This window comes from Streptomyces sp. SBT349, from assembly GCF_001083795.1.
Lineage (GTDB): Bacteria > Actinomycetota > Actinomycetes > Streptomycetales > Streptomycetaceae > Streptomyces.
This window is the reverse complement of sequence record NZ_LAVK01000068.1, coordinates 1-26,570: the sequence shown is the minus strand read 5'-3', so window position 1 is coordinate 26,570 and position 26,570 is coordinate 1. Positions and strand designations below refer to the sequence as shown.

Annotated in this window: 26 protein-coding genes and 4 pseudogenes; 17 read left to right on the top strand and 13 right to left on the bottom strand. The window is 70.3% G+C overall.

The features are described 5' to 3' along the window. Window positions 1-195 precede the first annotated feature (195 nt). A pseudogene (locus ADY01_RS11445) lies at window positions 196-831 on the bottom strand (LysR family transcriptional regulator); the annotation flags it as partial. Between the two features lie 134 nt (window positions 832-965). Between ADY01_RS11445 and ADY01_RS11440 the strand changes: the two are divergent. The 3 genes from ADY01_RS11440 (at window position 966) to ADY01_RS11430 (ending at window position 3,068) form a co-directional block, all read left to right on the top strand. After that, a complete protein-coding gene (locus ADY01_RS11440; RefSeq protein ID WP_049570129.1) occupies window positions 966-1,898 on the top strand; it encodes an NAD-dependent epimerase/dehydratase family protein in 933 nt (310 codons plus the stop codon). A gap of 181 nt (window positions 1,899-2,079) precedes the next feature. Beyond that, a complete protein-coding gene (locus ADY01_RS39760; protein ID WP_053170718.1) occupies window positions 2,080-2,316 on the top strand; it encodes a hypothetical protein in 237 nt (78 codons plus the stop codon). 248 nt (window positions 2,317-2,564) lie between these two features. Further along, the gene (locus tag ADY01_RS11430; RefSeq protein ID WP_049570125.1) at window positions 2,565-3,068 is read left to right on the top strand and encodes an SRPBCC domain-containing protein; all 504 of its coding nucleotides are present in this window, start codon (window positions 2,565-2,567) and stop codon (window positions 3,066-3,068) included. A gap of 45 nt (window positions 3,069-3,113) precedes the next feature. On the opposite strand, the pseudogene ADY01_RS36920 reads toward ADY01_RS11430, so the two are convergent. Beyond that, window positions 3,114-3,365: pseudogene (locus ADY01_RS36920) on the bottom strand (transposase); the annotation flags it as partial. Between the two features lie 58 nt (window positions 3,366-3,423). Here ADY01_RS36920 and ADY01_RS36915 point away from each other — a divergent pair. Beyond that, window positions 3,424-3,732: pseudogene (locus tag ADY01_RS36915) on the top strand (helix-turn-helix domain-containing protein); the annotation flags it as partial. A 279-nt stretch (window positions 3,733-4,011) separates the two neighbouring features. Here ADY01_RS36915 and ADY01_RS11420 read toward each other — a convergent pair. Next, window positions 4,012-4,941 carry an AraC family transcriptional regulator gene (locus ADY01_RS11420; protein ID WP_049570120.1) on the bottom strand — a complete coding sequence of 310 codons (930 nt, stop codon included), beginning with the start codon at window positions 4,939-4,941 and terminating at the stop codon, window positions 4,012-4,014. Between the two features lie 110 nt (window positions 4,942-5,051). Between ADY01_RS11420 and ADY01_RS11415 the strand changes: the two genes are divergently transcribed. Continuing rightward, window positions 5,052-5,732, top strand: a complete 681-nt coding sequence (locus tag ADY01_RS11415; RefSeq protein ID WP_049570117.1) for an NAD(P)H oxidoreductase — start codon at window positions 5,052-5,054, stop codon at window positions 5,730-5,732. A 29-nt stretch (window positions 5,733-5,761) separates the two neighbouring features. Then, window positions 5,762-6,064 (top strand): annotated as a pseudogene (locus ADY01_RS40490) (hypothetical protein); the annotation flags it as partial. On the opposite strand, the gene ADY01_RS39755 reads toward ADY01_RS40490, so the two are convergent. After that, window positions 6,021-6,281: a hypothetical protein gene (locus ADY01_RS39755; protein WP_049570114.1), complete on the bottom strand. Its 261-nt coding sequence runs from the start codon at window positions 6,279-6,281 to the stop codon at window positions 6,021-6,023. The pseudogene ADY01_RS40490 and the gene ADY01_RS39755 overlap by 44 nt on opposite strands. 99 nt (window positions 6,282-6,380) lie before the next feature. On the opposite strand from ADY01_RS39755, the gene ADY01_RS41530 reads away from it, so the two are divergent. Both ADY01_RS41530 and ADY01_RS40485 read left to right on the top strand, forming a co-directional pair. Continuing rightward, on the top strand, window positions 6,381-6,554 hold the full coding sequence (locus ADY01_RS41530) for a hypothetical protein (RefSeq protein ID WP_324612909.1): 174 nt from the start codon (window positions 6,381-6,383) through the stop codon (window positions 6,552-6,554). A gap of 177 nt (window positions 6,555-6,731) precedes the next feature. Then, complete coding sequence (locus ADY01_RS40485; protein WP_234320181.1) at window positions 6,732-6,959, top strand: MerR family transcriptional regulator; 228 nt, start codon at window positions 6,732-6,734, stop codon at window positions 6,957-6,959. Between the two features lie 54 nt (window positions 6,960-7,013). Here ADY01_RS40485 and ADY01_RS11400 read toward each other — a convergent pair whose 3' ends face one another. Continuing rightward, window positions 7,014-7,433, bottom strand: coding sequence for a winged helix-turn-helix transcriptional regulator (locus ADY01_RS11400; RefSeq protein ID WP_049570113.1), 420 nt, complete (start codon window positions 7,431-7,433; stop codon window positions 7,014-7,016). Between the two features lie 106 nt (window positions 7,434-7,539). Here ADY01_RS11400 and ADY01_RS11395 point away from each other — a divergent pair, with 106 nt between their 5' ends. Beyond that, entirely contained in the window at window positions 7,540-8,268 is a 729-nt protein-coding gene (locus tag ADY01_RS11395; RefSeq protein ID WP_049570110.1) for a DsbA family oxidoreductase, read from the top strand. A 67-nt stretch (window positions 8,269-8,335) separates the two neighbouring features. Next, window positions 8,336-9,016, top strand: a complete 681-nt coding sequence (locus tag ADY01_RS11390; RefSeq protein WP_049570105.1) for an SDR family NAD(P)-dependent oxidoreductase — start codon at window positions 8,336-8,338, stop codon at window positions 9,014-9,016. Between the two features lie 247 nt (window positions 9,017-9,263). Here ADY01_RS11390 and ADY01_RS39750 read toward each other — a convergent pair whose 3' ends face one another. After that, window positions 9,264-9,413 (bottom strand): hypothetical protein, encoded by a 150-nt coding sequence (locus tag ADY01_RS39750; protein WP_199826212.1) that lies wholly within the window; start codon window positions 9,411-9,413, stop codon window positions 9,264-9,266. 14 nt (window positions 9,414-9,427) lie between these two features. Continuing rightward, the gene (locus tag ADY01_RS11385) at window positions 9,428-10,060 is read right to left on the bottom strand and encodes a TetR/AcrR family transcriptional regulator (protein ID WP_049570102.1); all 633 of its coding nucleotides are present in this window, start codon (window positions 10,058-10,060) and stop codon (window positions 9,428-9,430) included. A 95-nt stretch (window positions 10,061-10,155) separates the two neighbouring features. On the opposite strand from ADY01_RS11385, the gene ADY01_RS11380 reads away from it, so the two are divergent. The 4 genes from ADY01_RS11380 (at window position 10,156) to ADY01_RS36900 (ending at window position 13,269) form a co-directional block, all read left to right on the top strand. Beyond that, window positions 10,156-10,902, top strand: coding sequence for an SDR family oxidoreductase (locus ADY01_RS11380; RefSeq protein WP_049570099.1), 747 nt, complete (start codon window positions 10,156-10,158; stop codon window positions 10,900-10,902). A gap of 203 nt (window positions 10,903-11,105) precedes the next feature. After that, window positions 11,106-11,498, top strand: coding sequence for an ester cyclase (locus ADY01_RS11375; protein ID WP_049570096.1), 393 nt, complete (start codon window positions 11,106-11,108; stop codon window positions 11,496-11,498). Between the two features lie 654 nt (window positions 11,499-12,152). Beyond that, a complete protein-coding gene (locus tag ADY01_RS35975; RefSeq protein WP_159001137.1) occupies window positions 12,153-12,677 on the top strand; it encodes an RNA polymerase sigma factor in 525 nt (174 codons plus the stop codon). Continuing rightward, window positions 12,667-13,269 carry a DUF5955 family protein gene (locus tag ADY01_RS36900; protein ID WP_078900203.1) on the top strand — a complete coding sequence of 201 codons (603 nt, stop codon included), beginning with the start codon at window positions 12,667-12,669 and terminating at the stop codon, window positions 13,267-13,269. The genes ADY01_RS35975 and ADY01_RS36900 overlap by 11 nt, the downstream gene beginning before the upstream one ends. 256 nt (window positions 13,270-13,525) lie before the next feature. On the opposite strand, the gene ADY01_RS11360 is transcribed toward ADY01_RS36900, so the two are convergent. Further along, window positions 13,526-16,009, bottom strand: a complete 2,484-nt coding sequence (locus ADY01_RS11360; protein ID WP_078900202.1) for an SdrD B-like domain-containing protein — start codon at window positions 16,007-16,009, stop codon at window positions 13,526-13,528. A 140-nt stretch (window positions 16,010-16,149) separates the two neighbouring features. On the opposite strand from ADY01_RS11360, the gene ADY01_RS11355 reads away from it, so the two are divergent. Then, window positions 16,150-17,019, top strand: a complete 870-nt coding sequence (locus tag ADY01_RS11355; RefSeq protein ID WP_234320180.1) for a hypothetical protein — start codon at window positions 16,150-16,152, stop codon at window positions 17,017-17,019. A gap of 7 nt (window positions 17,020-17,026) precedes the next feature. On the opposite strand, the gene ADY01_RS11350 is transcribed toward ADY01_RS11355, so the two are convergent. Further along, window positions 17,027-18,376, bottom strand: coding sequence for a right-handed parallel beta-helix repeat-containing protein (locus ADY01_RS11350; RefSeq protein WP_049570091.1), 1,350 nt, complete (start codon window positions 18,374-18,376; stop codon window positions 17,027-17,029). Between the two features lie 103 nt (window positions 18,377-18,479). Between ADY01_RS11350 and ADY01_RS11345 the strand changes: the two genes are divergently transcribed. Then, window positions 18,480-19,676, top strand: coding sequence for a Dyp-type peroxidase (locus ADY01_RS11345; protein ID WP_049570089.1), 1,197 nt, complete (start codon window positions 18,480-18,482; stop codon window positions 19,674-19,676). Window positions 19,677-19,867: 191 nt separating this feature from the next. Here ADY01_RS11345 and gap read toward each other — a convergent pair whose 3' ends face one another. From gap to ADY01_RS11330, 3 genes are all read right to left on the bottom strand, one after another. Continuing rightward, window positions 19,868-20,866, bottom strand: coding sequence for a type I glyceraldehyde-3-phosphate dehydrogenase (gene gap / locus ADY01_RS11340; protein WP_049570087.1), 999 nt, complete (start codon window positions 20,864-20,866; stop codon window positions 19,868-19,870). A gap of 107 nt (window positions 20,867-20,973) precedes the next feature. Next, the gene (locus ADY01_RS11335) at window positions 20,974-21,930 is read right to left on the bottom strand and encodes a GlxA family transcriptional regulator (protein ID WP_049570084.1); all 957 of its coding nucleotides are present in this window, start codon (window positions 21,928-21,930) and stop codon (window positions 20,974-20,976) included. Window positions 21,931-22,044: 114 nt separating this feature from the next. Beyond that, a complete protein-coding gene (locus ADY01_RS11330; protein WP_049570082.1) occupies window positions 22,045-24,486 on the bottom strand; it encodes a PQQ-dependent sugar dehydrogenase in 2,442 nt (813 codons plus the stop codon). A 180-nt stretch (window positions 24,487-24,666) separates the two neighbouring features. Between ADY01_RS11330 and ADY01_RS11325 the strand changes: the two genes are divergently transcribed. Next, window positions 24,667-25,257: a TetR/AcrR family transcriptional regulator gene (locus ADY01_RS11325; RefSeq protein ID WP_049570079.1), complete on the top strand. Its 591-nt coding sequence runs from the start codon at window positions 24,667-24,669 to the stop codon at window positions 25,255-25,257. Window positions 25,258-25,320: 63 nt separating this feature from the next. Here the strand turns inward: ADY01_RS11325 and ADY01_RS38065 are convergent. Further along, window positions 25,321-26,570: PQQ-binding-like beta-propeller repeat protein (locus ADY01_RS38065; protein WP_049570076.1), on the bottom strand; the 1,250-nt coding region annotated here is incomplete at its 5' end.

The window sequence follows — 26,570 nt, the reverse complement described above, 5'->3', positions numbered from 1 at the left end:
ACACCCCGCCACCACACCAACGAGCACCATCTCCACTGGTCACGCTTCCGCAGACGCAGCCAGGCCCGAGCCCGCACCTCCCACTACAAACGCCGAGGCCACAACCCCCAGATGCGGTTGCAGTACTAGGACGTCGGCCGCGAGTCGCGGGGCTGCGACAGTCACCGATGTCCTCATCACAGGCTCCGGGCGGACTCCGGCCTTGGTGAGGGACCGGTCAAGCCACGTGCTGAGGCCGTTGTCCGGAGCGAAGTGGACAAGGCGCACTCCATCAAGATCCTGTACGCGGACGACGGGCTGCCGGGCGATGGGGTGGTCCGTTGGTGCCGCCAGCACAATTTCCTCGTCGGCGACCACGGTGGCCGTGAAGCGGTCGGGCACCGGAGCGGGCATCAGCACCACGTCCGCTTCGTCGGCGTCGATGAAGCCGTGAAGCTCTTCTGCCGACGTGGATTCACGCAAGGTGATCGTCACCGCGGGGTGACGGTCGTACCACTCGCGAATGACCGGTGCGAGCACGGAGATCAGGCTCTGCGCGCAGGCCAACCGCAGTGATCCCCCGGTCGCTTCGCCGGCTGCGCGGGCCGACCGGACTGCGGAGGCGGCCGCTTCGATCGCTCGTCTGGCATCCACGACGGCGGCACGCCCGGCAGGAGTGAGCTTGACTCCCCTGGGTTCGCGGCGAAGCAGGATCGTCCCTGTCTCGCGTTCCAGCGCGGCGAGTTGGTGAGAGACAGCGGGCTGCGACGAATGCAGCAGCCGTGCAGCCTGTGTGACCGACCCGGAGTCCGCGACCGCGACAAGGCACTCCAGCGCGCGAAGAGAAGCCATGTTGATATTTTATCGCAGCCCACCGAAGTATGAATCTTTGCGAGGGAATGGCTCGTGACTGGAGACCGCTCCACCCCGTGAGACCTTCTCGCCCCGAGGCAGGCGAGAGGCCGGTATCGATGAAGGAGAGTTTGATGGCACGAGCATTCGTCACAGGCGGTTCGGGGTTCATCGGCCAAGTGCTGGTCCGTCGGCTTGTCAGTGAGGGGCATACGGTCCGAGCTCTGGTCCGAAGCGAGGAGTCGGCCGCCAAGGTGGCAGCGCTGGGCGCGGAACCCGTGCGGGGCGAGCTGACCGACTCGGCCACGTGGCGGGACGCGGTGAAGGGCAGCGAAGCGGTCTTTCACCTCGCTGCCGAAACCGATATCTCCAGCGACCGTGCACGTCAGGAGGTGGTGACGGTCGGCGGCACTCAGGCAGCGGTGGACGCGGCCCGCTATGCCCAGGTTCCCCGGTTCGTTCACTGCGGAACCGAAGCCGCGCTCCTTGCCGGCGACCCGCTCGTGGACGTCGACGAAACCGCGCCGCTGCGGCCGGACTCGGAAGCCGTCTACTCTGCGGTGAAGGCTGAGGCCGAGGCGATCGTGCTCGACGCGAACGCGCCGGGATTCGCCACGGTGTCGATCCGGCCCAGGATGGTATGGGGTCCCGACAGCATCCTCATCGACATGCTGATCGAGTTGGTGAAGGCGGGGCAGTTCGCCTGGATCGAGGGCGGTCGCCACACGACTGAGATCACGTTCGTCGACAACTGCGTCGAGGGCCTCGTGCTCGGGTGGCAGCGCGGCCGGCCGGGCCAGGCATATTTCGTCACCGATCAACACCGCGTCACCTTTCGCGACTTCTGGGAGACCCTGTTCGAGATCCATGGCGTCGACAAGCCGACCGCCGAACTGGATGCCGTGACTGCCGCCCGTGCGATCCCCGTGCCCGTTCGATGGTTCCTCGGGCAGACGTGCACCCTGCGGACCGACAAGGCGGTAGCCGAACTCGGGTACAAGCCCATCGTCTCGCACGCCGCCGCTCTGGAGGCCGTCAGGAACTCGGTGGCCGTCGCCCGCGCGTGAAGCGCCGTCCACGTTCAACCGGCATACGTCGAGAGTGGACCCCCGAACCTGGCCCACCTTCTACCCGGGCGTCGAACATGTCCAGCTGCTTGACGGCCATGAATCGCTGCACCTCGGAACTCGATTCGAAACCAACCTGGCCGGCTAGGACGTTTTCGCATCCGTACAGGAGTATCAACCTGTGACGCGTATCGCCTGGGGTGGTTATCCCAAGGCATCGGAAGCATCCGGGGCCTACCACGCTTGGATCATCACACCCACGCCGAGGGGGAGCCCCCTCTGGACCGAGGAGACGATGCAGGGCCCGCTCTGGATCGAATTGGCGAAGCAGGATCCTGAAGTCTTCTGGCGCACACACGAGAACCTTCCCGCGGCGCTCGCCAAGGTAGCGGCCGAGCGTAACAAGCGCGCCGGCTGACTCGTGGGTACTGCGGACTGCCGAAGGCGGGAGTCAGTACGCAGTACCAGCGGATGCGGTCCTCCCGCGACAGCTCCAGGGGCGCCCCCGCCGCGGACCGCCCACAGCCTCACGTCGAACCACAGCGACCAACTTCTCGAAGCAACTTGAGCTCTGCCGGGTGAACGGACTATCCGTCCAAACACCTCAGACAGCAGTTGGCGCATTGAAGCGTTCCCTCCAACACGTTCGGACAGGAAAAACAGCGGATGTACGACAAGGTGAATTGGCCCCAACGCTATGACCCGAAAACGTCGGCTCTCTACGCGCTCAACGATATCGACGTGAAGGCGCCGCCTGAAGTGGTATGGAAGCTGCTCGTCGATGCCGAGAACTGGTCGAGCTACTTTCCTCCCGAAGATCAGGTCAAGATCCTGAGCCATGAGACAGTACTGGAGCTCGGAACCACGTACAGCCGGGTGACGGTGGGTTTTCCCATGACTCTCAACGTGACGGAGTATGAGCCCTTCACCAGGCTCTCGTGGGAGACGATGGTCGACGGCGACGAATCCGGTTCGAGCGCGTACCACGGCTGGGTAATCACGCCCACGAAAAATGGTTGTCACGTGCTGACCGAGGAAACGCAACAGGGCCCCTTCTTCCTCGCGGAACTCGGCCACAAGCATCCCGGTGCGCTCTACCGCTATCACCGGGACTGGGTCGAACGTCTCGCCCGTGCCGCAGAAGCGGAGGTGGCGAAACCCGCGGCCTGACCCGCATACATGCACGGGCGTGGGCGAGGCCCTGACCTCGGCTGCCATCTTGTGCAGGGGCAGGTTGCGCAGACCGGTGGCGCGGGCGTTTCGGATGCGGTCCTCGGCCCGTGCGCGTTGGCGGTGTCGCAGTTCGAGGGCGGCGATCGGAACGTTGGTGGCGAACGCGGTGAGCCGCAGCCCGTCAGCATCAGTGAACCGCAACTGTGCTCCGGGATGAGGGCGTTCTTTGCGGACGATCAGCCGCATGCCCTTCGGCCAGCCTTTGAGGACATCGCCGTCGAGTTCGGCGACCCAGGTGTTCTGTCCACGGAGGTTGGGTGCGGTGACGGTGATCACCGTCTGGGGATCTTGAATGGGTGAGGGCCTTTCGGGTCCGGTGTGGATTGCGACGTTGACCGAGACCGGACGTCTGCGGCTGGCCCGCTGCGTGGTCGATGACGGGTGGCCTCTGCGCCGGGCGGCGGAGCGGTTCCAGGTCTCGCCGACCACGGCGCAGCGGTGGGCCCGCCGCTACCGTGAGCTGGGCGAGGCGGGCATGTGCGACCGTTCCTCCCGCCCGCACCACAGCCCGCGCCGGACGCCGGCCCGCGCCGAGCGGCGGATCATCAAAGTCCGTGTTCAGCGGCGGTGGGGTCCGGCCCGCATCGCCGACGCCGCGGGCTTCGGTGCTGGACTCGGCCAAGGGCTGGATCGACGCGATGTCGCGGGAGGACCTGGCCGTGCCGCGCAAACAGAAGCACACCGCCCGCAGGATCTTCGAGCGCCTGGCCCAGGAGCACGGGTCGACCTGGTGTCCCACTCGACCGTGTCCGACCACGTCGCGGTCCGTCGGCCGCCCTGCTGCGCCGGTTCGTCGACGCCCGAGCTCCGGCGCGACGTCTCGGTGTCGTGCTGCCGTCCGGAGCGTGGGGCCCGTGTCTTTGCGGCCGCGTGCCGTGACTCACGCCGCCGTGGTGCGGAACGTGCTGGGGCTGAGGCCTTTGTGGCGTTTGAAGGCGGTGCTGAAGCCGAAGGCGTCGGCGTAGCCGACGGTCTTGGCGATCTGGGCGATGCTGAGGTCGGTGTCGGCCAGGAGTGCCTCGGCGTCGTCCATGCGGCACTCGGTGAGGTAGGTGAGGGGCGGACGGCCCATCAGCTCGGTGAAGCGCCGGGCGAACAGTGCCCGGGAGACGCCGGCTTGAGCGGCCAGCGACGCGACCGTCCAGCTCTCGGCGGGCCGCCCGTGGAAGGCGTGCAGAGCGGGGGCGAGGACCGGGTCGGCGAGGCCGCGGTACCAGCCGGGCGCGTCGGCGCCCGCCCGGTCGAACCAGGTGCGCAGCGTGCAGACCAGAGCCCAGTCGAGGAGCCGGTCCATCAGCGCCTGCGAACCGGCGGAGAGCCGGGCGGCGTCGGCGGCGGAGTTCTCCAGCCAGGCGCAGACCTCGGCGTCCTCGGCGATGACCAGGACGGGCGGCAGGGCGCGCAGGAGCCGTTCGTGGCGGTGCCCCGAGGCGCGGTAGGCGCCCACGATCAGCGCGGTCGCTCCCTCCGGGCCGGTGCCCCAGTGGATGCCGTCGAGTTCCTGGCCGGTGCACGCGGCGTCCGCGGTGAAGCAGTTGATCTCGTACGCGGTGTGGGGGCGGTGGACGGTGGCAGGCTCGTCCGCGAGGCGGAACCGTGCGGGGCCCCGGACGATGGCCGTGTCGCCCGCGCCGATCGCCCGCTCGGTGCCGTCGGACAGCAGCAGTGTGCCGCCACCGCGCAGCACGCTGACCATGGTGAGCGGAGCGGCGTCGGCGAAGGTGATACTCCAGGGCGCCGTCAGGACGGCATGGCTGACGACCGAGCCCTCGGCCCGGATGCCGCTCAGCAGTGAACTCAGGGGATCCACAGCGCGATCGTAGACGATCTCCTATGTCCTGGAGAGTTCCTCCCATGGATCATCTACGGTGCCGCGGTTGTACTGGACTCACTGCACAGATCGAGCCCTCGGGAGACACCGTGCCGCAGCACAGCAGTGACACCAGGACAGCCCTCGTGGTCGTCGCGCACCACCGCAGCGATTCCCTCACCGTCCATACCGCCCGCCGCGCGGCGGCCCAGCTCGAGGCCGCCGGATACCGCATCGACCTGCTCGACCTGCACGCCGAGGGGTTCGACCCGCGGATGAATGTGGAGGACCAGCCGGACTGGGGCAACCGGGAAAAGCCGTACTCGGACGAGACGCACGCCCACATGCGGCGGATCCTCGACGCCGAAGTCGTCGTCGCCGTCTTCCCGGTGTACTGGCAGAGCGTGCCCGCCGTCCTCAAGGGATGGATCGACCGCGTATGGAACTACGGGTTCGCCTACGGCCGCAGCAAGCCCCGCCTGGCGGGCAAGCGCATGCTGTGGCTGGCCCTGGCCGGCGCCACCGCCGACGACCCCATCGCGGAGTCGATGCAGTACGTCCTCGAGGCCAACCTGAGCGACGGCATCGCCTACTACTGCGGCTTCTCCCGCTCCACCGTGGGCCTGCTCCTGGACGCGGAGGAGCGACCGCAGCGCATCGACGCCGAGGGCAATCTGCTGGTCGGCGAAGCGGTAGCCGGCGCCGAGCGGGAGGCGCAGTACTCCGATTTCGACCGTCGGGCACGGAAGTTCGTGGAGGAGTTCCTCGCGGACGAACTCGTCGCGGCCTGACGGCCTCCGGATCCCCCCGCGGGCTGACGCTGCGGCAGTACGTGCGGGACCTGGTGGCCCGGCTCGCACCGGCGGACGCCTGGGCGCAATTCCGCCGCCTGCTGGTCGAGCGCTGCGCCGCCGGGATGCCGCCGTACGCGACGCTGCCGCGGGACGTGCGCGCACTGGTCAAGGCCGCCGGGCTGGACCGCGAGGCCGCCGAACGCGAGCTGGTAGCCGCTCTGATCGGCTCCGTGGGAGTCGTCCGCGTCCCCGCCTCGTTCTGGACGGCCTACCGCTCCGCGCTCGTCACCCTCTCCCGGCGGGCTGCGGACCCTGCGCGACAAGCACGCGGCCGACGACGAGTGACTCCGCGGGCTCGCCGTACTCGGCGACGTAGGCCGCGTAGTTCTCCGCGAGGACGGCCCGGCCGGCCTCGGCGGTGAGGTGGTCGACCGAGACGACGGCCAGAACCTGCCGGTCCTCAATGGTGGAGCTGGAATCGGGTCCGTGACGATCGGATCCGGGGACTTTGAACTGACCGTGGACGAACTGCGCGTCGTCGCCCACTACGTACCGGAGAGCGCTGAGGAAGTTCTTCCCGCGTTCTAGGAGGCCAACCCCGGCGATCCTCGGCCTCGTGCAGCCATTGACGCTGCGCGGGAGTTCGTGAACGGCACCAGAAGGACCAGACTTCAGCGCATCACCTCCTTGGACGCCCACCGGGCGGCGAAGGAAGCGACCACGGAGGCCGCACGGCTGGCTGCGCGCGCTGCTGGAGATGCTGCCTCTGCGGCCTACCTCCATCCGATCGCGGAAGTCACCCAAGTGGTCACATCCTGAGAGCCGCCGCATGCGCCGCACGGGGCCTTCCACCAGTGCCCCACCTCGCAGGCCCTGGCCCTTCTCGACGCGGCGCACGCCCGGCTCGACACAGAGCGCGCGGATCTGAGGCAGGCCAAGGAAGCGGCCCACACGATCTCCAGCGAGCCGATCGTCGACGTGCGCGCTTCGGACTCGATGAGCATCTCCGAACTCGCCGCCGCCCTCGGCGTGCGCCCGTCGACGTTGCGGCACTGGCATGCGGAGGCTCTCGTCACCCCCGACCGCGACCCCGTGCGCAGAACGCGACGCTACACACCGGCTCAGGTGCGCGATGCGCGGATCGTTCTCGATGCGATCGAGTTCCTTGTTTCGCGAGAGGTTGTGAGAACGGAGATCAGGGGCAGACCGGACACGGTCCGGTAGGGGTCCGTGATCTCTCGGAACTACTCATTTCCGCGAGTGCGAAGCGAGACGCCTTCAGGACCGGGACGCGGAGGAGGCGGTGGCGCCGGCGCGGGAACGGTTGGCGCGGATCTCGTCGTGGTGGTCGGCCGCCCAACCGATCAGCTGCTTGACGATCTCGTTCAGGCCGCCGCCGAGCGGGGCGAGCGCGTACTCGACGCGCGGTGGCACCTCGGCGTAGGCCGTACGGCTGATCAACCCGTCCTCTGTGAGCCGGCGAAGGGTGTGGGTCAGCATGCGCTGGGAGATGCCCGGGATCTGGCGCTGCAAGTCGGTGTAGCGCATCGGGCCGCCCTCCAGGACGGCGATGATCAACATGCTCCACTTGTCGCCCACCCGGTCGAGCACCTGGCGGATGAAGTCCATGTGATCGGCGGGGATGCTCGCGCACGGCCCGACGGCAGCCGCCATCCCGATACCCGCACTGTCCTGCATAGCGCCCGTTCCTCTCCGTCGCGCACACCGATGTGCCTTTTGTGTCGCCTTCCATACTGGCTCATTATGGCGTTACGAACAAACAGTAGGAATTGGAGGTCAGGGCATGAAGGTAGAGATCTGGTCTGAGATCGCCTGTCCCTGGTGCGGTCTGGGCAGCCATAGGTTGGATCGGGCCGTGGAGCGATTCGAGCACAGCGGCCACGTGGAAGTGATCCACCGCTCGTTCCCTCTGGGCAGTGGCCTCCCCGAGGGCCGCACGCTCAGCGTCCGCGAATTCACGCTGGCCAAGTACGGCGTCATCCCCGGGCAGGCCGGCGTACCGGATATCGAAGGCATGGCCGCCGCCGAGGGCCTGGCCCCCTACCGCGTCCTGGACAACCGAGTCGGGAACACCGACCTGGCCCACGAGTTCCTGGCTCACGCCTCCGCCGAAGGCAAGAACGGCGAAGCCTGGAACATGATCTTCCGCGCCTACTTCGGCAAAGCCGAGTCGATCTTCACGCTCGACGACCTGCTCGGCCTGGCCGACGAGATCGGCCTGGACCGCGACCAGACTCGCCAGGTGCTCGCCGACCGGCGCTACCGCCGTCAGGTACGGGAGGACGCGCATCAGGCGCAGCAACTCGGGGCAACGGGTGCCCCCTTCACCGTCATCGACGGCCGGTACGCCGTTGCAGGAGCGCAGGACACCGACACCCTGTTCGGCATCCTGCGCCAGGTCTGGGACGAGACCCACCCGACCGTTCTCGATGCCGACAACGGCGCGGCGATCTGCGGCCCGGACGGCTGCGCGGTTCCCGCCGCCGACGCCGACCACGCCGCCCACGCCTGATCTACACGCCAGCCGGGCATCCGCTCTCCGCATGTCCCGGCGGTCACACCACGGAAGAGATCTCACTGTGCCCACTCTCGCCATCGTCGGCGCCGGCCCCGGCATGGGCCTGGCCATCGCCCGCACCTTCGGTAGCCGCGGCTTCGACGTCGCCCTGCTCGCCCGTACCAAGGAGAAGCTGGAAACGCTGGTCGCCCAGCTCGGCCAGGAAGGCATCACGGCAGCCGCGTTCCCCGCCGACATCCTCGACCGCGCCTCACTAACCGATGCCCTGGACGCGGCCAAGGCCCGCTTCGGCGGCATCGACGTACTGGAGTATTCGCCGGCCCCGCACTCCCCGGTGCCCGGCCTGACCCTGGCCGCTCCCTCGGAGGTCACGGTGGACAATCTGCAGCCAATGATCGAGTACGGCTTCTACGGCGCCATCACGGCGGCCCAGACGGTACTGCCCGCGATGCGCGAGGCGGACGCCGGGACCCTGCTGTTCACCACCGGTGGCGGTTCGGTGGACCCGGTGCCGATGTTCGGCAACGCCAACGCGGCCCAGGCAGCTCTGCGCAACTGGGTGATCAACCTGAACAAGGAACTGGCCGGCAGCGGCGTGCACGCCGCCCACGTGGTGATCAACGTCTGGATCGGCGGGGGCGGCCCGGAAGGCAGCCCGACGGCCGCGCCCGAGCAGATCGCCCCCCTGTACTGGGACCTGCACGAAAACCGCGACCGCTCCGAGGCCGTCTTCAACGCCTGACCGGCCGGCTCACCCCGTACTCGTGCTCCGGCGCCCGCCCCGACATCCCAGCCTCGGGGTCACGCCGGATCGCCACGGGTCCTTGGGCACCAGCAGATCGACGGCATAGGCACCGAACGATTCTCGCTGCCGACCCCCATCAGGGTGGAGACCCGGCCCAGCGCGAACGGGCCACTGGCTCGTCCCCATCACGGACGAGCGACGCTGGCCAGCAGCACCAGCGAACGCCCCGAGGCCCAGCGGCGAGCTACTGATCGCGCTGGGCCTCTGCCGTGGCCCCGGCCAGGGTCTTGTGCACGACACCGACCGGGACCTTCACTCCGGCCGCGATGATGCGGATGGACTCCCCCCGCTCGCGGCGGGCCGGGATCGCGGCACGCTTGCCGTCATCAACCACCGGACAGCGCCGGCTCAGCCGGGCGGCCGAGCCGGGCGCGTGGGGGGTGGCCAGCTGTGCAGGGCCATGTCGGCCACCTGCTGGAGGTCGTCGCGGGTGGCGCCGCTGGCGGCTTGGACGGAGATGCCGTTTGCCACGGTCATGAGGTAGCGGGCGAGCAGGTCGGGATCGGCGTCGGGGGGCAGGTCGCCTTCCTCGACGGCTTGCCGGAACCGGTCGCCGAGGACGGCGGTGTGCTCGTTGCGCCAGGCGATGAGGGCGTCGCGGGCATTGCTTCCCGGGTCACCGGCGGCCAGGGAGCCCTGGACGCCGAGGCACCCGGCGGGGCAGCCGGGGCGGGTGGTGGCCCGGACGGCGCCGTTGAGGATCGCGGTGGCCACCTGTCGGGCGGTCGGTTCTCGCAGGGCCCGGGCCCCGTACGAGGCGGGGCCTTCGGTGTAGCGCTCCAGGGCCTTCCGGAACAGCTCCTCCTTGTTGCCGAAGGCCGCGTACATGCTGGTGCGGGTGATGCCCATGGCGTTGGTCAGGTCGGTGAGGCTGGCGCCTTCGTAGCCCTGTTCCCAGAAGACCCGCATGGCGTGGTCGAGGGCCTTGTCGGCGTCGAACCCCCTCGGCCGGCCGATCGGCGCCTTCTGCCGCGTCTCCATGCGACCGATCATACCTCTTCTGTACCGGTCGGTGCGTAAGGTGCTATGGTCTCGTTCTGTATCGACCGGTACCGAAGTTTGTGGAGGTCATTCGCATGGGGCAGCTCGAAGGCAAGACCGCCGTCGTCACCGGCGGCGGCACCGGGATCGGCCTGGCGACCGCCGTCCGGCTGGCGGCCGAGGGCGCGCACGTGTTCATCACCGGCCGGCGCAAGGCCGTGCTGGACGCGGCCGTCGAGACCATCGGCCCGGCGGGGGCCACCGCCGTGGTGGGCGATATCTCCGACCTGGACGACCTGGACCGGCTCTACGACACGGTCCGCGCCCGGGGCCGGGGCCTGGACGTGCTGTTCGCCAACGCCGCCACCGCGTCGTTCGCGACGCTGCGGCAGACCACCGAGGAACACGTCGACGAGACCTTCCACGTCAACGTCCGGGGCACGCTGTTCACGGTGCAGAAGGCGCTGCCGCTGCTCAACGACGGCGCCTCGGTGATCCTGAACTCCTCGGTGCGCGCCGATGACGGTGTGGCGGCGTTCGGCGCGTATGCGGCCTCCAAGGCGGCGATACGGTCCTTCGCCCGGACCTGGGCCAACGAGCTCAAGGACCGCGGCATCCGGGTCAACGCGATCTCCCCGGGCACCATCGACACTCCTGGGCTCGACGCCGTGGCCGCGGGAGACACGCCCTTCACCAGGTCACAGTTCGTCGAGGGTGTCCCGCTGGGCCGGATCGGGCGCCCGGAGGAGGTTGCCAACGTGGCGGCTTTCCTCGCGTCCGAGCAGAGCAGCTTCATCCTCGGAGCCAACCTGTATGTCGACGGCGGCGAGAACCAGTTCTGACCCGCAGGCGACAACCCGCAGCGCCATCACGATCGGCGACGAACTCGCCATCCGTTACGAGGCGACCACGCTGGTCGTAGTCCTCAACGAGGTGGCTATGACCCGCACTTCCCCTGCAGGCCACACACCGGTCGAGCGAACCGCGCGCCACGTCATCACCATCCGAGTACACAACCCGATCCGGGGCGACAGAAAGGCTCATCATGTCCGACACCGACCTGCGCGAATTCTTCCAGCGCTACATCGATGCACTCAACACTCATGAGTTCCAGCGCATGACCGAATTCATTCACGACGAGCTCATCATGAACGGCCGGCCGGTCACGCGGGACGACGTCATCGCGGAGTTGGAGGGGCACGGCGAAGCGGTGCCGGACTTCACCTGGCGGGTCCAGGACCTCGCCATCGAGGGTGACCGCGTGGCAGCCCGCCTGTTCAACAAGGGCACACCCGCGAAGGAGTGGTTCGGCCTGACCCCCACCGGCGCCACGGTCGAATATGCCGAGTACGCCTTCCACAAGGTCCGTGACGGGCGCTTCTACGAGATGAATTACCTGATCGACGCTCAGGCGGTTCAGCGACAGCTGGCCGGCTGACGCCCGGGGTCGCGCGCCGCGCACCGTCGGGCGGGCCCGCAGGTTCCCGAGGGGGCGCCGGCCACGGCGCGAGATGTACCCGCACGCGGTCATGGCCGCGCCCCGGGCCAAGGCCCTGACCGCGTGTGACTTCCCGAGCCGGTGAGGGGGGCTCAGGAAGTCGAACGCGAGCGTGCTCGCCGGCGAGGGTGTCCTTCGCCACGGCCGGCGCGGTCTACGACGCGGGCTTCTCGGACGAGTCGCGCGGTATTGGTGGCGATCGGCCGGCCGAACATCTGCCCTCCAGGTCACAGTGCCCATATGTGCGATTACCGGAAGTGGCCTTCCGGCTGTACGTTTCCGTGCTCCGCGCGCTCTGAAAGGGAAACAGGTCAGGCAGACGGAGGTGCGGCGAGGTGAATGGCATGTGGTTGCTGGCGGCGGCTGCGGTGGTCAGTGTGACGGGCGCGGTGGCAGCGGCAGTGGTCCATGTGGCGCGGGAAATGGCCCGTGCGCGCACGATGGTCCGGCTGGCGCGTCTGTTGCCCCTGGGCGGGTCCGTGCGCTACCGCTCGGTGGACGGACAGGGCGCCGCCGCTGCTGAGTGGGAGCTCACTCTTCCCGCATCGTGCGCCTGTCCCGAAGTCCCGCCCGCCCGGCGTGGGAAGGGCCGCAGTGGAGCGGGGCGATGAGGAGTGGGAAGCGCTCTACCGCCGGCACTGGCGAACTGTGCTCAGCGCCGCGACGCTTGCCCCCGGCGGGTCGGCGCACGACGGCTGGGACGGAGTCCAGCACGCCTTCTGCCAGGCGTGGAAGCGCCTCCGCGACGAGTCCCTCCCGCCCGTCCGCGACTGGGCCCGATGGCTGCGCAAAGTCGCCGTGCGCCATGTCGTCCAGGTGGCGAAGTCCAAGCCCGGAGAGCGCCCTCTGCACGACCACCACGGCCAGGATGTGCAGCAGGACACCCCGTTACTGGAGAACTGGGTAACACTCAAAGAGAAGTACCACCGGACGCTTCGGGCGATCGCGAAGCTGCCGGTCCGGCAGCGAGAGGCGCTGGCCCTCACGTGCATCGCGGGTCACTCCGTCAAGGAGACCGCGCGGATCATGGGCGTGGAGCCCGGAACAGTGCGTAGCCTGACCAACCAGGCTCGCAAGGCCCTCGCACGGACAGGAGAGGAGCACCGCGATGGCTGGTGACCAGGACCCGCCCTCCACCGAGGCCGACATGAAAGCGCTCCTCTCCAGGACTGAGCAGGCCATCGAACAGGCAGTGGAGACGGGGTTCGACGAAGAGGCAGGGCTACGGCAACTCCGCCTTCGCATCGCCGCGGAGAACGAAGCCGTCGGCGCCGATCATCATCACACCGCCGCGGCCCACACAACGGTGCCGGCCGCCGCTGAACTCGGAGAAGAGACCGGGCCCTTGCAGACCCGCCGCCGCCACGTCACAGCCATCGCAGCCGACCGCCCCGACAACGCACAGACCGATCCGCGCCTCGTTGCTCTGGAGACTGCCCTCGACCGCCTGGAGCGGGACTTGGAGGGCTATCGCGCCCCGCTTCCCGATCGGGACATCGCCCTGCGGGAGATCGAAGTGATCAGAGCTCACACCATGCCCTCCGCCGACGGAACCGTCGATCCTCACGTGCTTCAGCAGAGTCTTCTGCTCATCGCCGCTTCCCTGGGAAGCAATCCGGCTCTGGCGGCGGGCGTCCAGGCCCTACGACACGCGATCGAACTGTTCGTGGTGCAGTGGCCCTTCTGGCCAGAACGACGGCCCCGGGTATGACCGGGGCTCCGCCACGGAGAGGCCGTCGACGCGCTCCCGGTCGCCGAGGAGAGCCACGATGGCTACGGGGCACCTACGGCATGCCTGACTCGGAGCGGCGAAGCCGGTGCCGATGCCCCGCCCTCGGAGCGCGGTACCGGACAGCTCACCTGCCGTCGGACGGCAGTGGCGGCCCGCGCCGACGTGATCGCGCTGGTCAGGCCGACGGGCCGGTGCGGTGCACCGGCCCGTCGGGTGTCTCCGGGTGATTCTGGCGTCAGTGGTGTCGTCCGCGCCGCTGACGGGTGGCGAGGACCGCTGTCGCGCCCGCGCCGAGCAGCACGGCGGTGAGGGCGATGAGGCTCCCGAGGCCGGACGTACCGGTTTCGGCGAGGCCGCCGTCCGGTGCCGGGGTGTTGGGCGCCGGGTCCGTCGGCTGCGCCGGGGGCGGTGTCGGGGACGGGGATGCGGGCGGTGTCGGGGACGGGGATTCCGGCTCCGGGATGTGGACGCCGGCGTCGATCGTGTGATCGACACCTCCCGGTGTGTCCGGCGCGGTGACCGGGGCGTAGCCGTTGCAGAGCCGGCCGGAGGTCGGCGGGGTCACATTGGAGTCATGGACCCGGTCGTCACCGGCAAGCGGCAGTGTGAACCGTAGATCGTCGGCAGCCGGCCGGCCCGGTACCCCGCTGGTGTCCGCCGTGCAGACATCGAACTGCACGGTGTACTCGGCGCCCGGTGTCAGCTCGTAGTCCGCGCCGACCCCGCCGAAGTAGTACTCACCGGCGGCATCGGTCGTGGTCGTGGCGACCTGCTCGCCATCGGCGTCCAGGAGGTTGATCGTCGCACCCGGCAGCAGTACGTGCCCCGGGTCCTGGAGGCCGTTGCGGTCGCCGTCGTACCAGACCACGTTGCCGATCTGGATCGGTGCGTTCGCCGCGGCGTACGCGATGTCGCCGAGGCCGCCGGCCTTGCCGAACCCGTTCTGGTTCGGGCCGACGAACTCGTACGCGTTGTTGACCGGGTCGTTGCCGGGGCCGAGGCCGGTGGCGACGTCGTAGTAGCCGGTTCCGCTGGTGATGACCCGGCCGGCCGGGTCCATCTGCGTGCTGACGGCCCACTGCTGCTGCGGGATGTAGGCGACCGACCCCAGGGCGGACTCCTGGTGCGGCCCCGGCTGGGTCGCGGAGCCGCCGTTCGGGAAGAAGTCACCCGGGAAGTACTCGACGACGCTGCCGGGCTGGACCCCGTCGAGGGTCGGGTCCGTGGCGTGGTCGGGGCAGATTCCGGTGCCCTCCCAGTCGTATCCGCCGTCGGGCCTGGCGCAGGCCATGCTGATGTCACCGCCGGACATCCCGTTCTGCGGTGTGGCGTTGCCCGGCCTCGGGTCAAGGCCGCCCCAGCTCACGACGTCCATGAACCGGTCGCGGAAGCCGAGGATCAGCGAGCCGTCGCGGGCGAAGGCCATACCGGCCAGCGCCGGCTGCGGATTGATCATCGCGCCGTTCACCTGGAAGGAGTCCCAGTCCGCCAGGTCGGTGTTCCACGGGTTCCAGTGGTTGACCTGGTCGCGGCCGGAGGCGCCGCTGATCACGTTGCCGCGCTCGAAGTCCAGCGGCTGGGACAGGACGGTGGTGAATTCCTCGCCGTCATAGGTGGCGACGACGGCCTTCAGGTCCGCACGGTCCTGCGTGCTCTCGGCGCTGCACACGCCTCCGATGTACAGGGTGCCGTCGTGGGCGGCCACACTGAACGGACGCCAGTCCCCGGCCGACGCGCAGCCCGGGTCGGGGATCGGCACGGTCTCCTCGGGCGCCGAGGCCGTGGGCCCGGTCGCGTCGAAGCTGACCAGGCTTCGGGTGAGCAGGTTCACCGCGTACAGGGTCGAGCCGTCCTCCGACAGGGCCAGGCCGCCGATGCTCTCCTTGCCCGGTGCGTCGGTGAACCCGGCGTCCTTGATCAGGTTGGCGGTGTCGTGCGGTGTCTCCGTGGCGTCCGGCACCGTCGCGAACAACGTCGGGGCACCGCCGTCGGCCGGCTGGACGTAGATCGCGTTACCGCCCTCCGGCCCGTACTCGGTGTACCTGCGGGCGAACGCCGACTGGAACAGCTGGTCGCGGAACCGGTCGTAGGCCAGCCCGTAGGTCGTGCCCACCTGGTCCTGGGTGTTGAGGACCTCCGGGCACGCCGCCCCTTCGGAACAGATGCCCCGGGCGTCCGTCCCGAACGCCACCAGTGCCCGGGTGTCCGTCCCGCCCGCGCCGCTCTGGATCGGTACGAAGTAACGGGAGTCGGGCAGTGCGTAGTCGGCCGGGTTCCAGACCCCGGTGGTCACCGAGTCGTCCTGGCCGTCCGAGACGTCCACGAACGTGGTGAAGCTGTCGAAGTGGTTCGGCGCGGTCGAGGCGGGCGCCGCCCGCAGATAGTCCCCATGGGATTCGGGGACGGAGACGTCGACCCGGTACCGGCCGCCGGCCAGCTCGTTCGACGGCGGCACGACGACCCTTCCGGTGACATCCGTGATACCGGTGACACGGTCGCCCGCGGGGTCGGTGACATCGACCCGCATTCCCTGCTGAGGCACATCCATCGTCGCGTTGATCACGCCGGTGCCGAAGAAGTCCCGCAGTACCTCGACGGTCAGGGTGCCGTCCGAGGCCGCGGCTCCGGCCTGCCCGGCGCCGATCAGGATCGTGCCCGCGCCGCCTCCTACCAGGAGCATGCCGGACAGCCCCATCCGCAGCAGTACACCTAATCGCATAGCGCTCCTCTCGTCCTGGGCCAACGCAAACCCAGCGACTTTCGCGCAAAGACTCTACAGTTGACGACCCGTAGTGTTCGGCCAATCACGGAGTTCGGGGTGCCTCGGTGAGAACTGTTATCTCGCGCCATGTGCGGAGCATGTGGAGTAGCGGAGCCCGGGATGTCGGAGCGCGGGGCATCAAGGCGCGGAGCGGTGGCGCGCGGAGCACCGACATCAAGCGGCGTCGCCGGTGGCCACGACGACGGTGGGCAGCGGCAGCCGTCGTCTGCGTCGCGGCTGCCACGACCGGCGCCTTCGTCCTCCTCGGCGACGGCGATGGCCCCGCCGCCCCGCGGGCGTTGACCTCGGACGAAGTGAACCGGCTGGCCGTCACGCGATTCCTCAACTACGAGGCCGGAGGCCGGGCAGTGACGATCACCGTGCCGAACGTCAACGGTGGGCTGGTCCTCACCGCATCAGTCGACTACCGCACCCACACCGGTTACGGGGTGGTGCGAGGGACCGGGCGCGACACGTCCAGCGACGGGCTGATCCGGTGGACGGCCACCACCGTCCTCGTCCACCCCATGGCGGACCCCCCGGCAGTCGTCCCGGCGTCACCGCCCGCGGACGGTTGGCACAGCCGCCCGCTGCTGACATCCGGCATGACCCTGGACAGTGCGCTGGCCATCGTGCTCGACCTCGGCAGCGACCGGCCGGACAACGCCGCGCTGCTGCCGCAGAACGGCGCCACCTGGGTCGGGCAGGAGCAGGTACGCGGCCATCGGACGGACGTCATGAGCGGGCCGCGCGCCCAGGCCGACTCCGGTGCCGGCACCGAAGCCGACGCCAGCACCAGCACCAGCACCAGCACGTCACAGACCGTGCGTTACTGGATCGGCTCGGACGGCACCATGTACCGGGTGGAGGCCGCTGTCGCCTCCGCGCCCGAGCCGGTGGTCTTCGACTTCGACACCCAGGCGTATGTCCCCATCCAGCCGCTGCCCGGAGCCACCCCGACGCCGTAGCCGCCGCTCACGAGGTCTGTACCCGCGCGCTGTCGGCGAGCAGGGACGGCGACGGCAGCGCGATGTCCTCGATGACCGGTAGCACCGGAACGTCCGGCACGACGGTGGCGCCGACCGTGCCGGCCCGCGGCAACTCCGGCTGCGGGTCGGGCGCGGCCACGTCGGTGAAGGGGATGCCCGCGGGCGCCGCCGGACCGCTCCAACTGCCGGAGGGCGTGGGGGATGTGGCGGGGACAGGGCAGGACGCGGTGGAGGCGAGCCCGGCGGGCACGGTCGTGTGAAGCTCGTTCCCCTCCAGGCAGTTGCCCTGTCCCCGGGTGGCGGTGGGGAACGTCAAGCCGATGTCGACGCCGTTGGCGGTGAAGGTGTTGTCCGTGATCCGGTTGCCGTCCGCCGTCAGGTCGGCGGTCGCGGTGATCACGAGCCCGGCGTTGGTGTTGCCGGTGACCCGGTTGCGGATGAACCGGTTGTCGCTGCCGCCGTCGACGCCGATGCCGATGCCCCAGCCGCCGTCGGCCTGTTCGGGGGTCTGCGGCTGCTGGTTGTCCGCGATCAGGTTCCCCGCGATGACGGCGTCGCGCTGCGGGAGCAGTTTCTCCTGGTGGTCGGAGTTGGTGGTCAGTCCGACACGGTTGCCGACCAGACGGTTGCCGACCACATACATGTCACCACTGGCGTTGGTGCCCTCGTAACCGACCGCGTTGAGTTCGGAGACGTTGTCCCGCACCACGATCCGGCACGGCCTGCACTGGCCGACATAGATCCCCGAGTCCGCCCCGCCCGAGGTGTGGGAGTGCTCGATGACACCGTTCTGCGCGGAGAACGCGTAGATGCCATAGAGGCCGTTACGGGTCGCGGTCACATGCGACACCAGGAACGAATCCAAGAGGCTGACAGGTTCCTCACCGGTGTCGTAGCCACCGCTCCCCGGCAGTGCGGCGACCGCCGCGGCCGAACCGGTGACCAGCACCCCGTTGTGCGTGTTGTTGCGCACGGTCAGGTTCTCCACGGCCACCCCGGGCGCCGTGACGACCACGCCGTTCGGCTGCCGCACCTGCCCGTCGATGACCACCTCTGCCCGGGACTCGCCCCGCAGAGTGATGCGCTCCGTGTCGATCCGCACCGACTCGTGGTACACGCCCGGCGCCACCAGCACCAGGTCACCGGGCCGCGCCAGGGACACCGCGTCCGAGATCGTCGGAGCGTCGGCAGGCACCCGGATCGTCACCTCCGCGCCGTCCGGCCGCCGACCCTCGCCCGATCCGTCGTCGCCACCGCCGCCACCGCCGCCACAGCCGGTCACCAGCGTCAGTGCGCCCAGGGCAGCCGCCACCACGCGGAGAGCTAATCGAGTCATGATCCCAGTCTGGCACGGCGTCGCCCCGCCGGAACGTCGAACTCTCGCTCGCAACAGGGCGGTTGAGCGGCAGCCTGAGGCCGGGTGTGGCATCGTACGCATCATGCACCGGGCCGACCATCCCCCGTCACGCCGTGCGTTCCTCGATGTCACCGGTGTCACGGTGGCCGCCGGTCTCCTCGCCGGGTGCTCAGGGGACTCCGCCCGGTCCGCCCGGTCCGGCGATCCCGCCCCTTCCGCGCCGGCCACGCCCACGCCGGCCACACCCGCGCCGGCCACGCCCACGCCGGTCGCGGTGACGGGCCGGCATCAGGCGGGCGTGACGCTTCCCCGGTCGGCCCAGCCCCACCTGCTGGCCCTGGTGGCCGACCTCGGCGCCAGGGTGACGCCCGGCCCTCTCCTGGCCGAACTCGGCGAGGCCGTCCGCACCCTCACCGCCGGGTCCGACCCACGACTGCTGGGCCTGTTCCCGGGCGATCTGACCGTGACCGTCGGCGTGGGCCCACGGCTGGTACGGGCGGTCGGTGCCACCCTGCCCGGCGCGGCCGACCTCCCGCGGTTCTCCCGCGAGCGTGTCGCCTCGCGGGAACGCGGCGGTGATCTGCTGATCCAGATCTGCGCCGGCGACGCCCTGCTCCTGCCGGTCGCTGCCGCCGCGCTCCTGGACCAGGCCGGCGACCGCATCCAGGAGCGCTGGCGGCAGTTCGGACGCCGCGGTACGGAGGTGCCCGTGGCCGAGGACCGCTCCGCACCGCGCAACCTGCTCGGTTTCATCGACGGCATCGTGGGCCCGCACACCACCGCCGAGCAGGAACGTGACCTGTGGCTGGCCGGCCCCCCCGCGGTCGCCAACGGCACCCTGGCCGTACTGCGGCGCATGGAAATCGACCTGACACGGTTCGCCGCCCTGTCCGTCGCCGAGCAGGAGGCGGTCTTCGGGCGGCGCCGGGCCAGCGGCGTACCCCTCTCCGGCGGCAGCGTCGACTCGGCCCCCGGACTCGGCGCCAAGACACCCGACGGGCGCTATCTCGTCCCCGTGGACGCCCACGTACGCAGAGCGAACCCCACGGTGGTCGGCGTCGGCCATATGCTCCGCCGCTCCTACAGCATCGACGCCCCCGCCCCCGGTCTGCTCTTCATCAGCTTCCAGAACGACCTGCGGACCTTCACGGCCACGCTCGCCCGCATGGACACCTCCGACGCGCTGCTGCCCTTCACCACCACGACCGCCAGCGCGACCTTCTTGATCCTCCCCGGGTACGACCCGGGAAGCCCGCTCGGTTCCACCCTGTTCGGCTGATCCACGATCACCACATGTGACCTCCACGGATACGCATCGCCGGTATCGTCCAGCGGCCCGACCCCGAGACGTTCGAACGCAGCCGGGGGCCGGGGGCCGGAGGTCGACGACCTGAGCTGGCCGCCGCCAGGTGCGCGAGAGGGTCCGCCGATCACGGGGCCCGGCCCCGGGGGTGCCGGCCCGGCGGCAGGTCAGCGGGTGGCGAGGTGCTCCAGTGTGTCGATCACGCGGTTCGAGAAGCCCCACTCGTTGTCGTACCAGGCGACCACCTTGACGTGGCGGCCGTCGACGCGGGTGAGGGCCGAGTCGAAGATCGACGAGGCGGGATTGCCCGTGATGTCGGACGACACGAGCGGGTCGTCCGAATATTCGAGGATGCCGGCGAGCGGGCCCTCCGCCGCCGCGCGGTACGCCGCCAGCACGTCGTCGCGCGTCACGTCGCGGGCCACGGTCGTGGTGAGTTCGACGATCGAGCCCACCGGCACCGGCACGCGGATCGAATCGCCCGACAGCTTGCCGTCGAGGTTCGGCAGCACCAGGCCGATCGCCTTGGCGGCGCCGGTCGTGGTCGGCACGATGTTGACGCCGGCGGCTCGGGCGCGACGGGCGTCGCGGTGCGGACCGTCCTGGAGGTTCTGCTCCTGCGTGTAGGCGTGCACCGTCGTCATGAACCCGTGTTCGATACCGGCGAGTTCGTCGAGGACCGCGGCCAGCGGCGCGAGCGCGTTGGTGGTGCAGGAGGCGTTCGAGACGATCGTGTGCGCGGCCGGGTCGTAGGCGCCGGTGTTGACCCCGAACGCGAGCGTGACGTCGGCGCCGTCCGACGGCGCGCTGACCAGTACCCTCTTCGCGCCCGCGTCGAGGTGGGCGCGGGCGGCCTCGGCCGAGGTGAAGCGGCCGGTGGCTTCCAGGACGATGTCGACGCCGAGTGCGGCCCACGGCAGCCGCGCCGGTTCGCGCTCGGCCAGCACCGTGATCCGGCGGCCGTCGACGACGAGGGCGTCCCCGTCGACGGTCACCGGGCGCCCGAGCCGGCCGGCCGTGCTGTCGTAGGCCAGCAGCCGAGCGAGGGTGGCGGGCTCCGTCAGGTCGTTGACGGCGACGATCTCCAGGGGGCTGTCGCGCTCCAGCAGCGCGCGCAGCGCATTGCGTCCGATGCGGCCGAATCCGTTGATGGCGATGCGAGTCATGAGTGGTGTCCCTTCCCTTCCCCACCAGGCTCGCCCGCGGACGGCGCCGCTGACAGTGGCGGGATCGCCACCGTTCAAAAGGATCCTGCCATGCGGTGCTGGGCGGGTCACTCGCCCCGGGTGAAGGTGCGCCGGTACTCGCTCGGTGTGGTGCCGAGGATGCGCTGGAAGTGCAGGCGCAGGTTCGCGCCGGTGCCGAGCCCGATGTCGGCGGCGATCTGTTCGACGCCGCGCTGCGAGCGTTCGAGCAGTTCGCGGGCCAGGTCGATGCGGGCGCGCATCACCCACTGCATCGGCGTGTAGCCGGTCTCCTCGACGAAGCGCCGGGAGAACGTGCGCGGCGAGACCCCCGCCCGCCGCGCCAGGATGTCGAGGGTGAGGGGCTCGCCGAGCCGGTGCAGCGCCCACTCGCGGGTGGCGGCGAACCGCTCGCCGAGCGGCTCGGGGACGCTGCGCGGCACGTACTGGGCCTGGCCGCCGCTGCGGTAGGGGGCCGCGACCAGCCGCCGGGCCGCGTGGTTGGACGCGGCCACTCCGAGGTCGCCGCGCAGGATGTGCAGGCACAGGTCGATGCCGGAGGCGGCGCCGGCCGAGGTGAGCACGCCGCCCTCGTCGACGAACAGCACGTTCTCGTCGACCCGGACGAGCGGATGCCTGGCCGCCAGTGCCCGCGTGTAGTGCCAGTGCGTCGTGGCGCGCCTGCCGTCGAGCAGGCCCGTGGCGGCGAGCGCGAAGGCGCCCGTCGAGATGGCGGCGAGCCGCGCGCCCCGGTCGTGGGCGGCGATCAGTGCCTCGACGACGGCCCGCGGCGGGTCGTCGCGGTCCGGGAACCGGTAGCCGGGGACGAAGACGATGTCGGCCCACGCGAGCGCGTCGAGGCCGTGGGCGACGTCGTAGGCGAGGCCGTCGCCGCCGGTCACGGGACCGGGTGCCGCCCCGCACACCCGCACCTCGTACGGCATGCTCGCGCGGGTCGTGAACACCTGCGCGGGAATCCCGACATCGAGCGGCTTCGCACCCTCCAGCACGAGGACGGCGACGCGACGCAGGCGGGGTGCGGGCACAGGAAGAGGGTACGGGGGGCCGAATCCGAAGGACGCCCACCGTGCCGCGAGCGACACCGGCTGGTTGGTACCAGGGTCCTCACGGCTCGATCCGTTCCTCCCGCGAGGCGCGGCTCAGTTCTGGAAGGTGAAGTCCCGGACGAAGAGCTCCGGCTGGATGCCGTCCGGCCACTCGGCGACGAAGTACAGGTCGTGCACGCCGCCGGGGTCGGTGACCGGGGCGGTGAATGTCTGGTAGACGCGGTCGTCGACCGAGGTCGAGCCGGTGTCGGGGAGGTCGTCATAGCGCGCGACGACGGGCCCGTCCGGGGAGTCGGCGTGGACGGTGAAGGTCACCCCGGCCTCACCGGTGGCGAACTCCATGGCCAGCCGGTCGATGTCCTGGACGTCGATCCGGGGGAACATGAACCAGTTCCCGGAGTCGGGGACGAACAGCTGCCCGGTGTAGAGCCCGACGCCTTCGCCCTCCGGGTAGGTGCCGGCGCTGTACTGCCGGGGGTGCAGGACGGTGTCGCTCTCCGCGGTGAGGGCGGGGGCGCCGCCGGTGCCGCCGGTGTCGGTGTAGGTGGCCTGGACGATGTGGAACACGTAGGCGCCCGGCCCGTGTTCGGCGTCGCGTCCTGGCGTGAGGACGCCCCGGCAGTCGGCGCCGGGGGTCGCCTCGGCCATGGGGTGGCCGTGTTCGTTGTGGCCCAGCAGGTAGGTCACCTCGATCCGGCCGCAGTCGATCCGCGCGTCGTCGGGGTCCTCGACGTGGACGGTGAACGGGATGTCCTCGCCGAATTCGGAGAAGGTGCCGTCGGCGGGGGTCTGGATGGTCACGACGGGCCGGGTGTTGCCCGCGACGACGGGCACGCCGGTGGTCGCCGAGCGGCCGCCGGTGTCGGTGACCGTCAGCCGGGGCTGGAACTCCCCGGCTGTCGTGAAAGTGTGCGAGGCCGTCGCCTCGGTGGCGTCGGTGGTGCCGTCGGCGTCGAAGTCCCAGGCGTAGCTGAGCGCGTCGCCGTCCGGATCGTGCGACCCGGAGGCGTCGAAGTCCACCGACAACGGCAGCGGGCCGGAGTCGGCGCTCGCCTCGGCCACGGCGAGGGGGGCGCGGTTCCCTTCGACGTAGTCGATGCGGTACAGGCCGGCGTCGTCGTTGCTCGATCCCCAGCCGTTGCCGTACTCCAGGACGTACAGCGAGCCGTCGGGGCCGAACTCCATGTCCATGGGCTTGGCGAAGTCCGTCTCCGGCAGGAACTCCCGCATGTCCCGGGGAGCGCTCAGGTCCCCGGTGAAGCGCGCGGTCTGCACCCAGTCCGTCGTCCAGTCGTAGAGGAAGCGGCGGCCGTCGAACCACTCGGGGAACTTGGTGGTCGAGGTGCTGTCCTCGTCGTAGTGGTACATCGGCCCCGCCATGGCGCCGCCGCCGTAGAGCTCGGGGAAGTAGTCCTGGCGGTCGTAGGTGTAGTAGATGGTGGCGGGTTCGATCGGGGGCAGGTCGACCAGCCCGGTGTTGTGGGGCGAGTCGTTGACCGGGCTGCCGCAGTCGAACCACGGGCCCGGCTCGTCGGTGACGTAGTTCCAGTCGTTGTAGGGCTGGTTGTCCATGGTGCAGTAGGGCCAGCCGTAGTTGCCCGGCTCGGTCATCAGGAAGAGGCGGACATGGCCGGCGGGGCCGCGTTCCGGGTCGGGCAGGATGGCGTCGGGGCCGTAGTCGGCCACCCACAGCGCACCCGTCTCCTCGTCGTAGTCGCCGAGGGTGAACGGGTTGCGGAAGCCCATCGCGTAGATCTCCGGGCGGGTCCTGTCCTCGCGGTCCCGGCGCTCGGCGAAGAGATTGCCGCGCGGGATGGAGTAGCCGCCCTCGCGCCGGGGGGTGATGCGCAGGACCTTGCCGTTGAGGTCGTTGGTGTTCGCGGACGTCCGCTGGGCGTCACCGTCCTCCTGACCCGGCCGCTCGTCGGTGCCGGGGAACCCCCGGGAGGCGCAGCAGTTGGTGTTGTCGCCGGTGGCGATGAACAGGTCCCCGCCCTCCGTCATGAGCAGGTCGCCCGCGCTGTGCCCGCCGCCCACCCCCGCCGGGTGCGGGATGTCGATGACCGGCGTCTCGGATTCCAGGTCGAGCACGTTGTCGTCGGCGAGGGTGAAGCGAGCCACCCGTGAGACGTAGGAGGTGTCCCAGTCCGGCCGGGAGAAGTGCAGGTAGAGATGCCCGGTGCGCTCGAAGTCCGGCGCGAGCGCCAGCCCGACCATCCCCAGCTCACCCGTGACCCGGACGGGGACCGTCCCCGCCACCACCGAGGCCCCCTCCCGCGGATCCCAGACCTTGACCCTGCCGTCGCGCTCGATGTAGATCAGGCGGCCGTCGGGGGCCACGGCGATGCGCATCGGCTGGGTGAGGTCGTTGTTCTCCAGCAGCACCTTCTCGAAGCGGTCGTCGGCGGGGACGGGCGGCTCCTGGTGGCCGCCGTCCGCCGCGGAGATCGGCGGCAGCATGAACAGGGAGATGGTGAGGGCGAGCAGACACGTCGCCAGCTGCCGGAGCCGCCGTCCTGGGTATGAGCGGGTCATCGCGGTCCTGCCTCCCGGAAGGGGCTGTGGGGGATGGACTCCTGCAAGGGCGACGGCAGTTCACCGACCGCAGAACCTTATCGATGGTAAGGATTCCGCGACAAGGGTCATGCACGCACCGACCACCATCCGCCGACCCGTCGGCCCCGACCCGTCGGCCGCCGCGCCTACCATGGCCGCATGGCGGAACGAGGGCCGTACGCGAAGGGTGTGGCCAGGCGCGAGCAGATCATCGACACGGCGCTGCGGGTGCTGGCCGACCGGGGCTACCGCAAGACCTCGCTCCGCGCGATCGCCAGGGAGCTGGGGCTCCAACCGGCGCACATACTGCACTACTTCTCGTCGCGGGAGCGGCTGCTGGAGGCCGTCATCGAGGCGTGGGACCGCTCCACGGGAGAGGCCGCCGCCGCGCGGGCCGGCACGACCGACCGGGGCTTCCTCGCGGTCTGGCCGGAGGGCGTGCGGCACAACGCGGGCGTCCCGGGCCTGGTCCACCTGTACACCGCCTTCGCCGCCGAGGCCGCCGACGACAGCCACCCGTCCCACGCGTTCTTCCTGCGCCGCTTCGCACGGGTGCGCGGGTTGATCACCGAGGATCTGGAACGAGGCCGGGCGACCGGCGTCTATCCGCCGGATCTGGACCCCGGGCGGGCCGCGGTGCGGCTCATCGCGTTGTCCGACGGGCTTCAGCTGCAATGGCTGATCGACCCGCGGATCGACATGGCCGCCGAACTGGAACACGGCATCGCGACCCTCAGATCCCCCCGCTGAGGCCCACCCGGCACGCCCATCCGCCGCGCCCGCCACGCCTCCTCGTCCTCCCGCGAGGGGCCCTCAGCGGCGGACGGCCTGGAGTCTCGACGTCCCCTCGACCGGGTTCGTGCCGACCACGTACAGGGTCCGTTCGTCCCAGGCCACGGGGGTGAGGAAGCCGAAGTCGTCTCCGGTGTCCTGCGGAAGAAGGCCCTCGACGGCCGGGGTGCCGTTCGCCGGATCCAGCCAGGCGACGTGGTGACGGGTGCGGCCGTCGTCGGCCTCCGCCTCGTAGAACACCAGCGGCTCCTCGTCCACGTCGCCGACCAGGAACCCGTCCTCGGGGAAGTCCCGCCGCCACCGTTCCTCGCCGGTCTCCACGTCGATGCCGCGGACGAGGTCGGGATCGTCGTCGTCGTTGGAACTCCGCGTGATCAGCAGCGAGTCCGTGAGGTGGCGGTCCACCGCCTCGTAGGCGGCGGCGCGTTCGGCGGAGCCGATCTCCAGGTCGCTGTCGATGTACTCGACCGGGATCTCCCTTCGCGCCTCGCCGTCGTCGCCGTACACGGTCACTCCCGTGCGCGAGCTCAGCGTCAGCGGCTCGTCGGCGAAGAGGGCAGCGCCGCGCAGGAACGACGGCGCCTCCGGCCGTGTCCACAGCTCCGCACCGGTCTCCGTGTCGAACACCGTCAGCCGGCCCTCGCGGTCTCCGGTGGCCGCGCACTCGGCCATCGCGAGGGTGTGCCGGGCCGAGAACTGCCAGCGTGACCCCGGCAGGGCGCAGTCCTCACCCCCCGGCACCTCCAGCGCCGGCAGCTCCTCTCCGTCCTCCACGGCGAAACGATGCGGGCCGCGCGGCTGCCTGCCGACATCCACGGTGACCACCCGCTCCCCGACGGTGACGGGCACCTCGTCGTTGTAGCCGACGGCGCTGTCGTCGGGCCGCGTCAGGTCCTCGCTCCACAACACCTCGCCCCCCAGGGTGTCGACGGCGGCGAGCACGGTGCAGTTCGGGTGATCCCCCGGATCGTCCTCCGGCCGGTAGAGCACCGCGCCGACGCCCTGACCGTTCACGTCGCCGCTCGTCGCGCACGGGACGAGGTCGCCGCCCCCCGGGTGTTCGAGCCGCCAGAGCTCCTGCCCCGACTCCGGGTCGAGGCCCCACACCCCTCCCCGGGTGAGGAGGACGACCACCCCGTCCGACAGCCAGACGCGGCGGATCTCCACCGTCGTCGCGGCGGTGTCGGGGTCCCCTCCCTCCACCGGCCGGGTCCGCCACAGCTCCGCCATGGCACCGGCGGGCTCCGCCGGGCCGCCGGGCTCGCCGGACC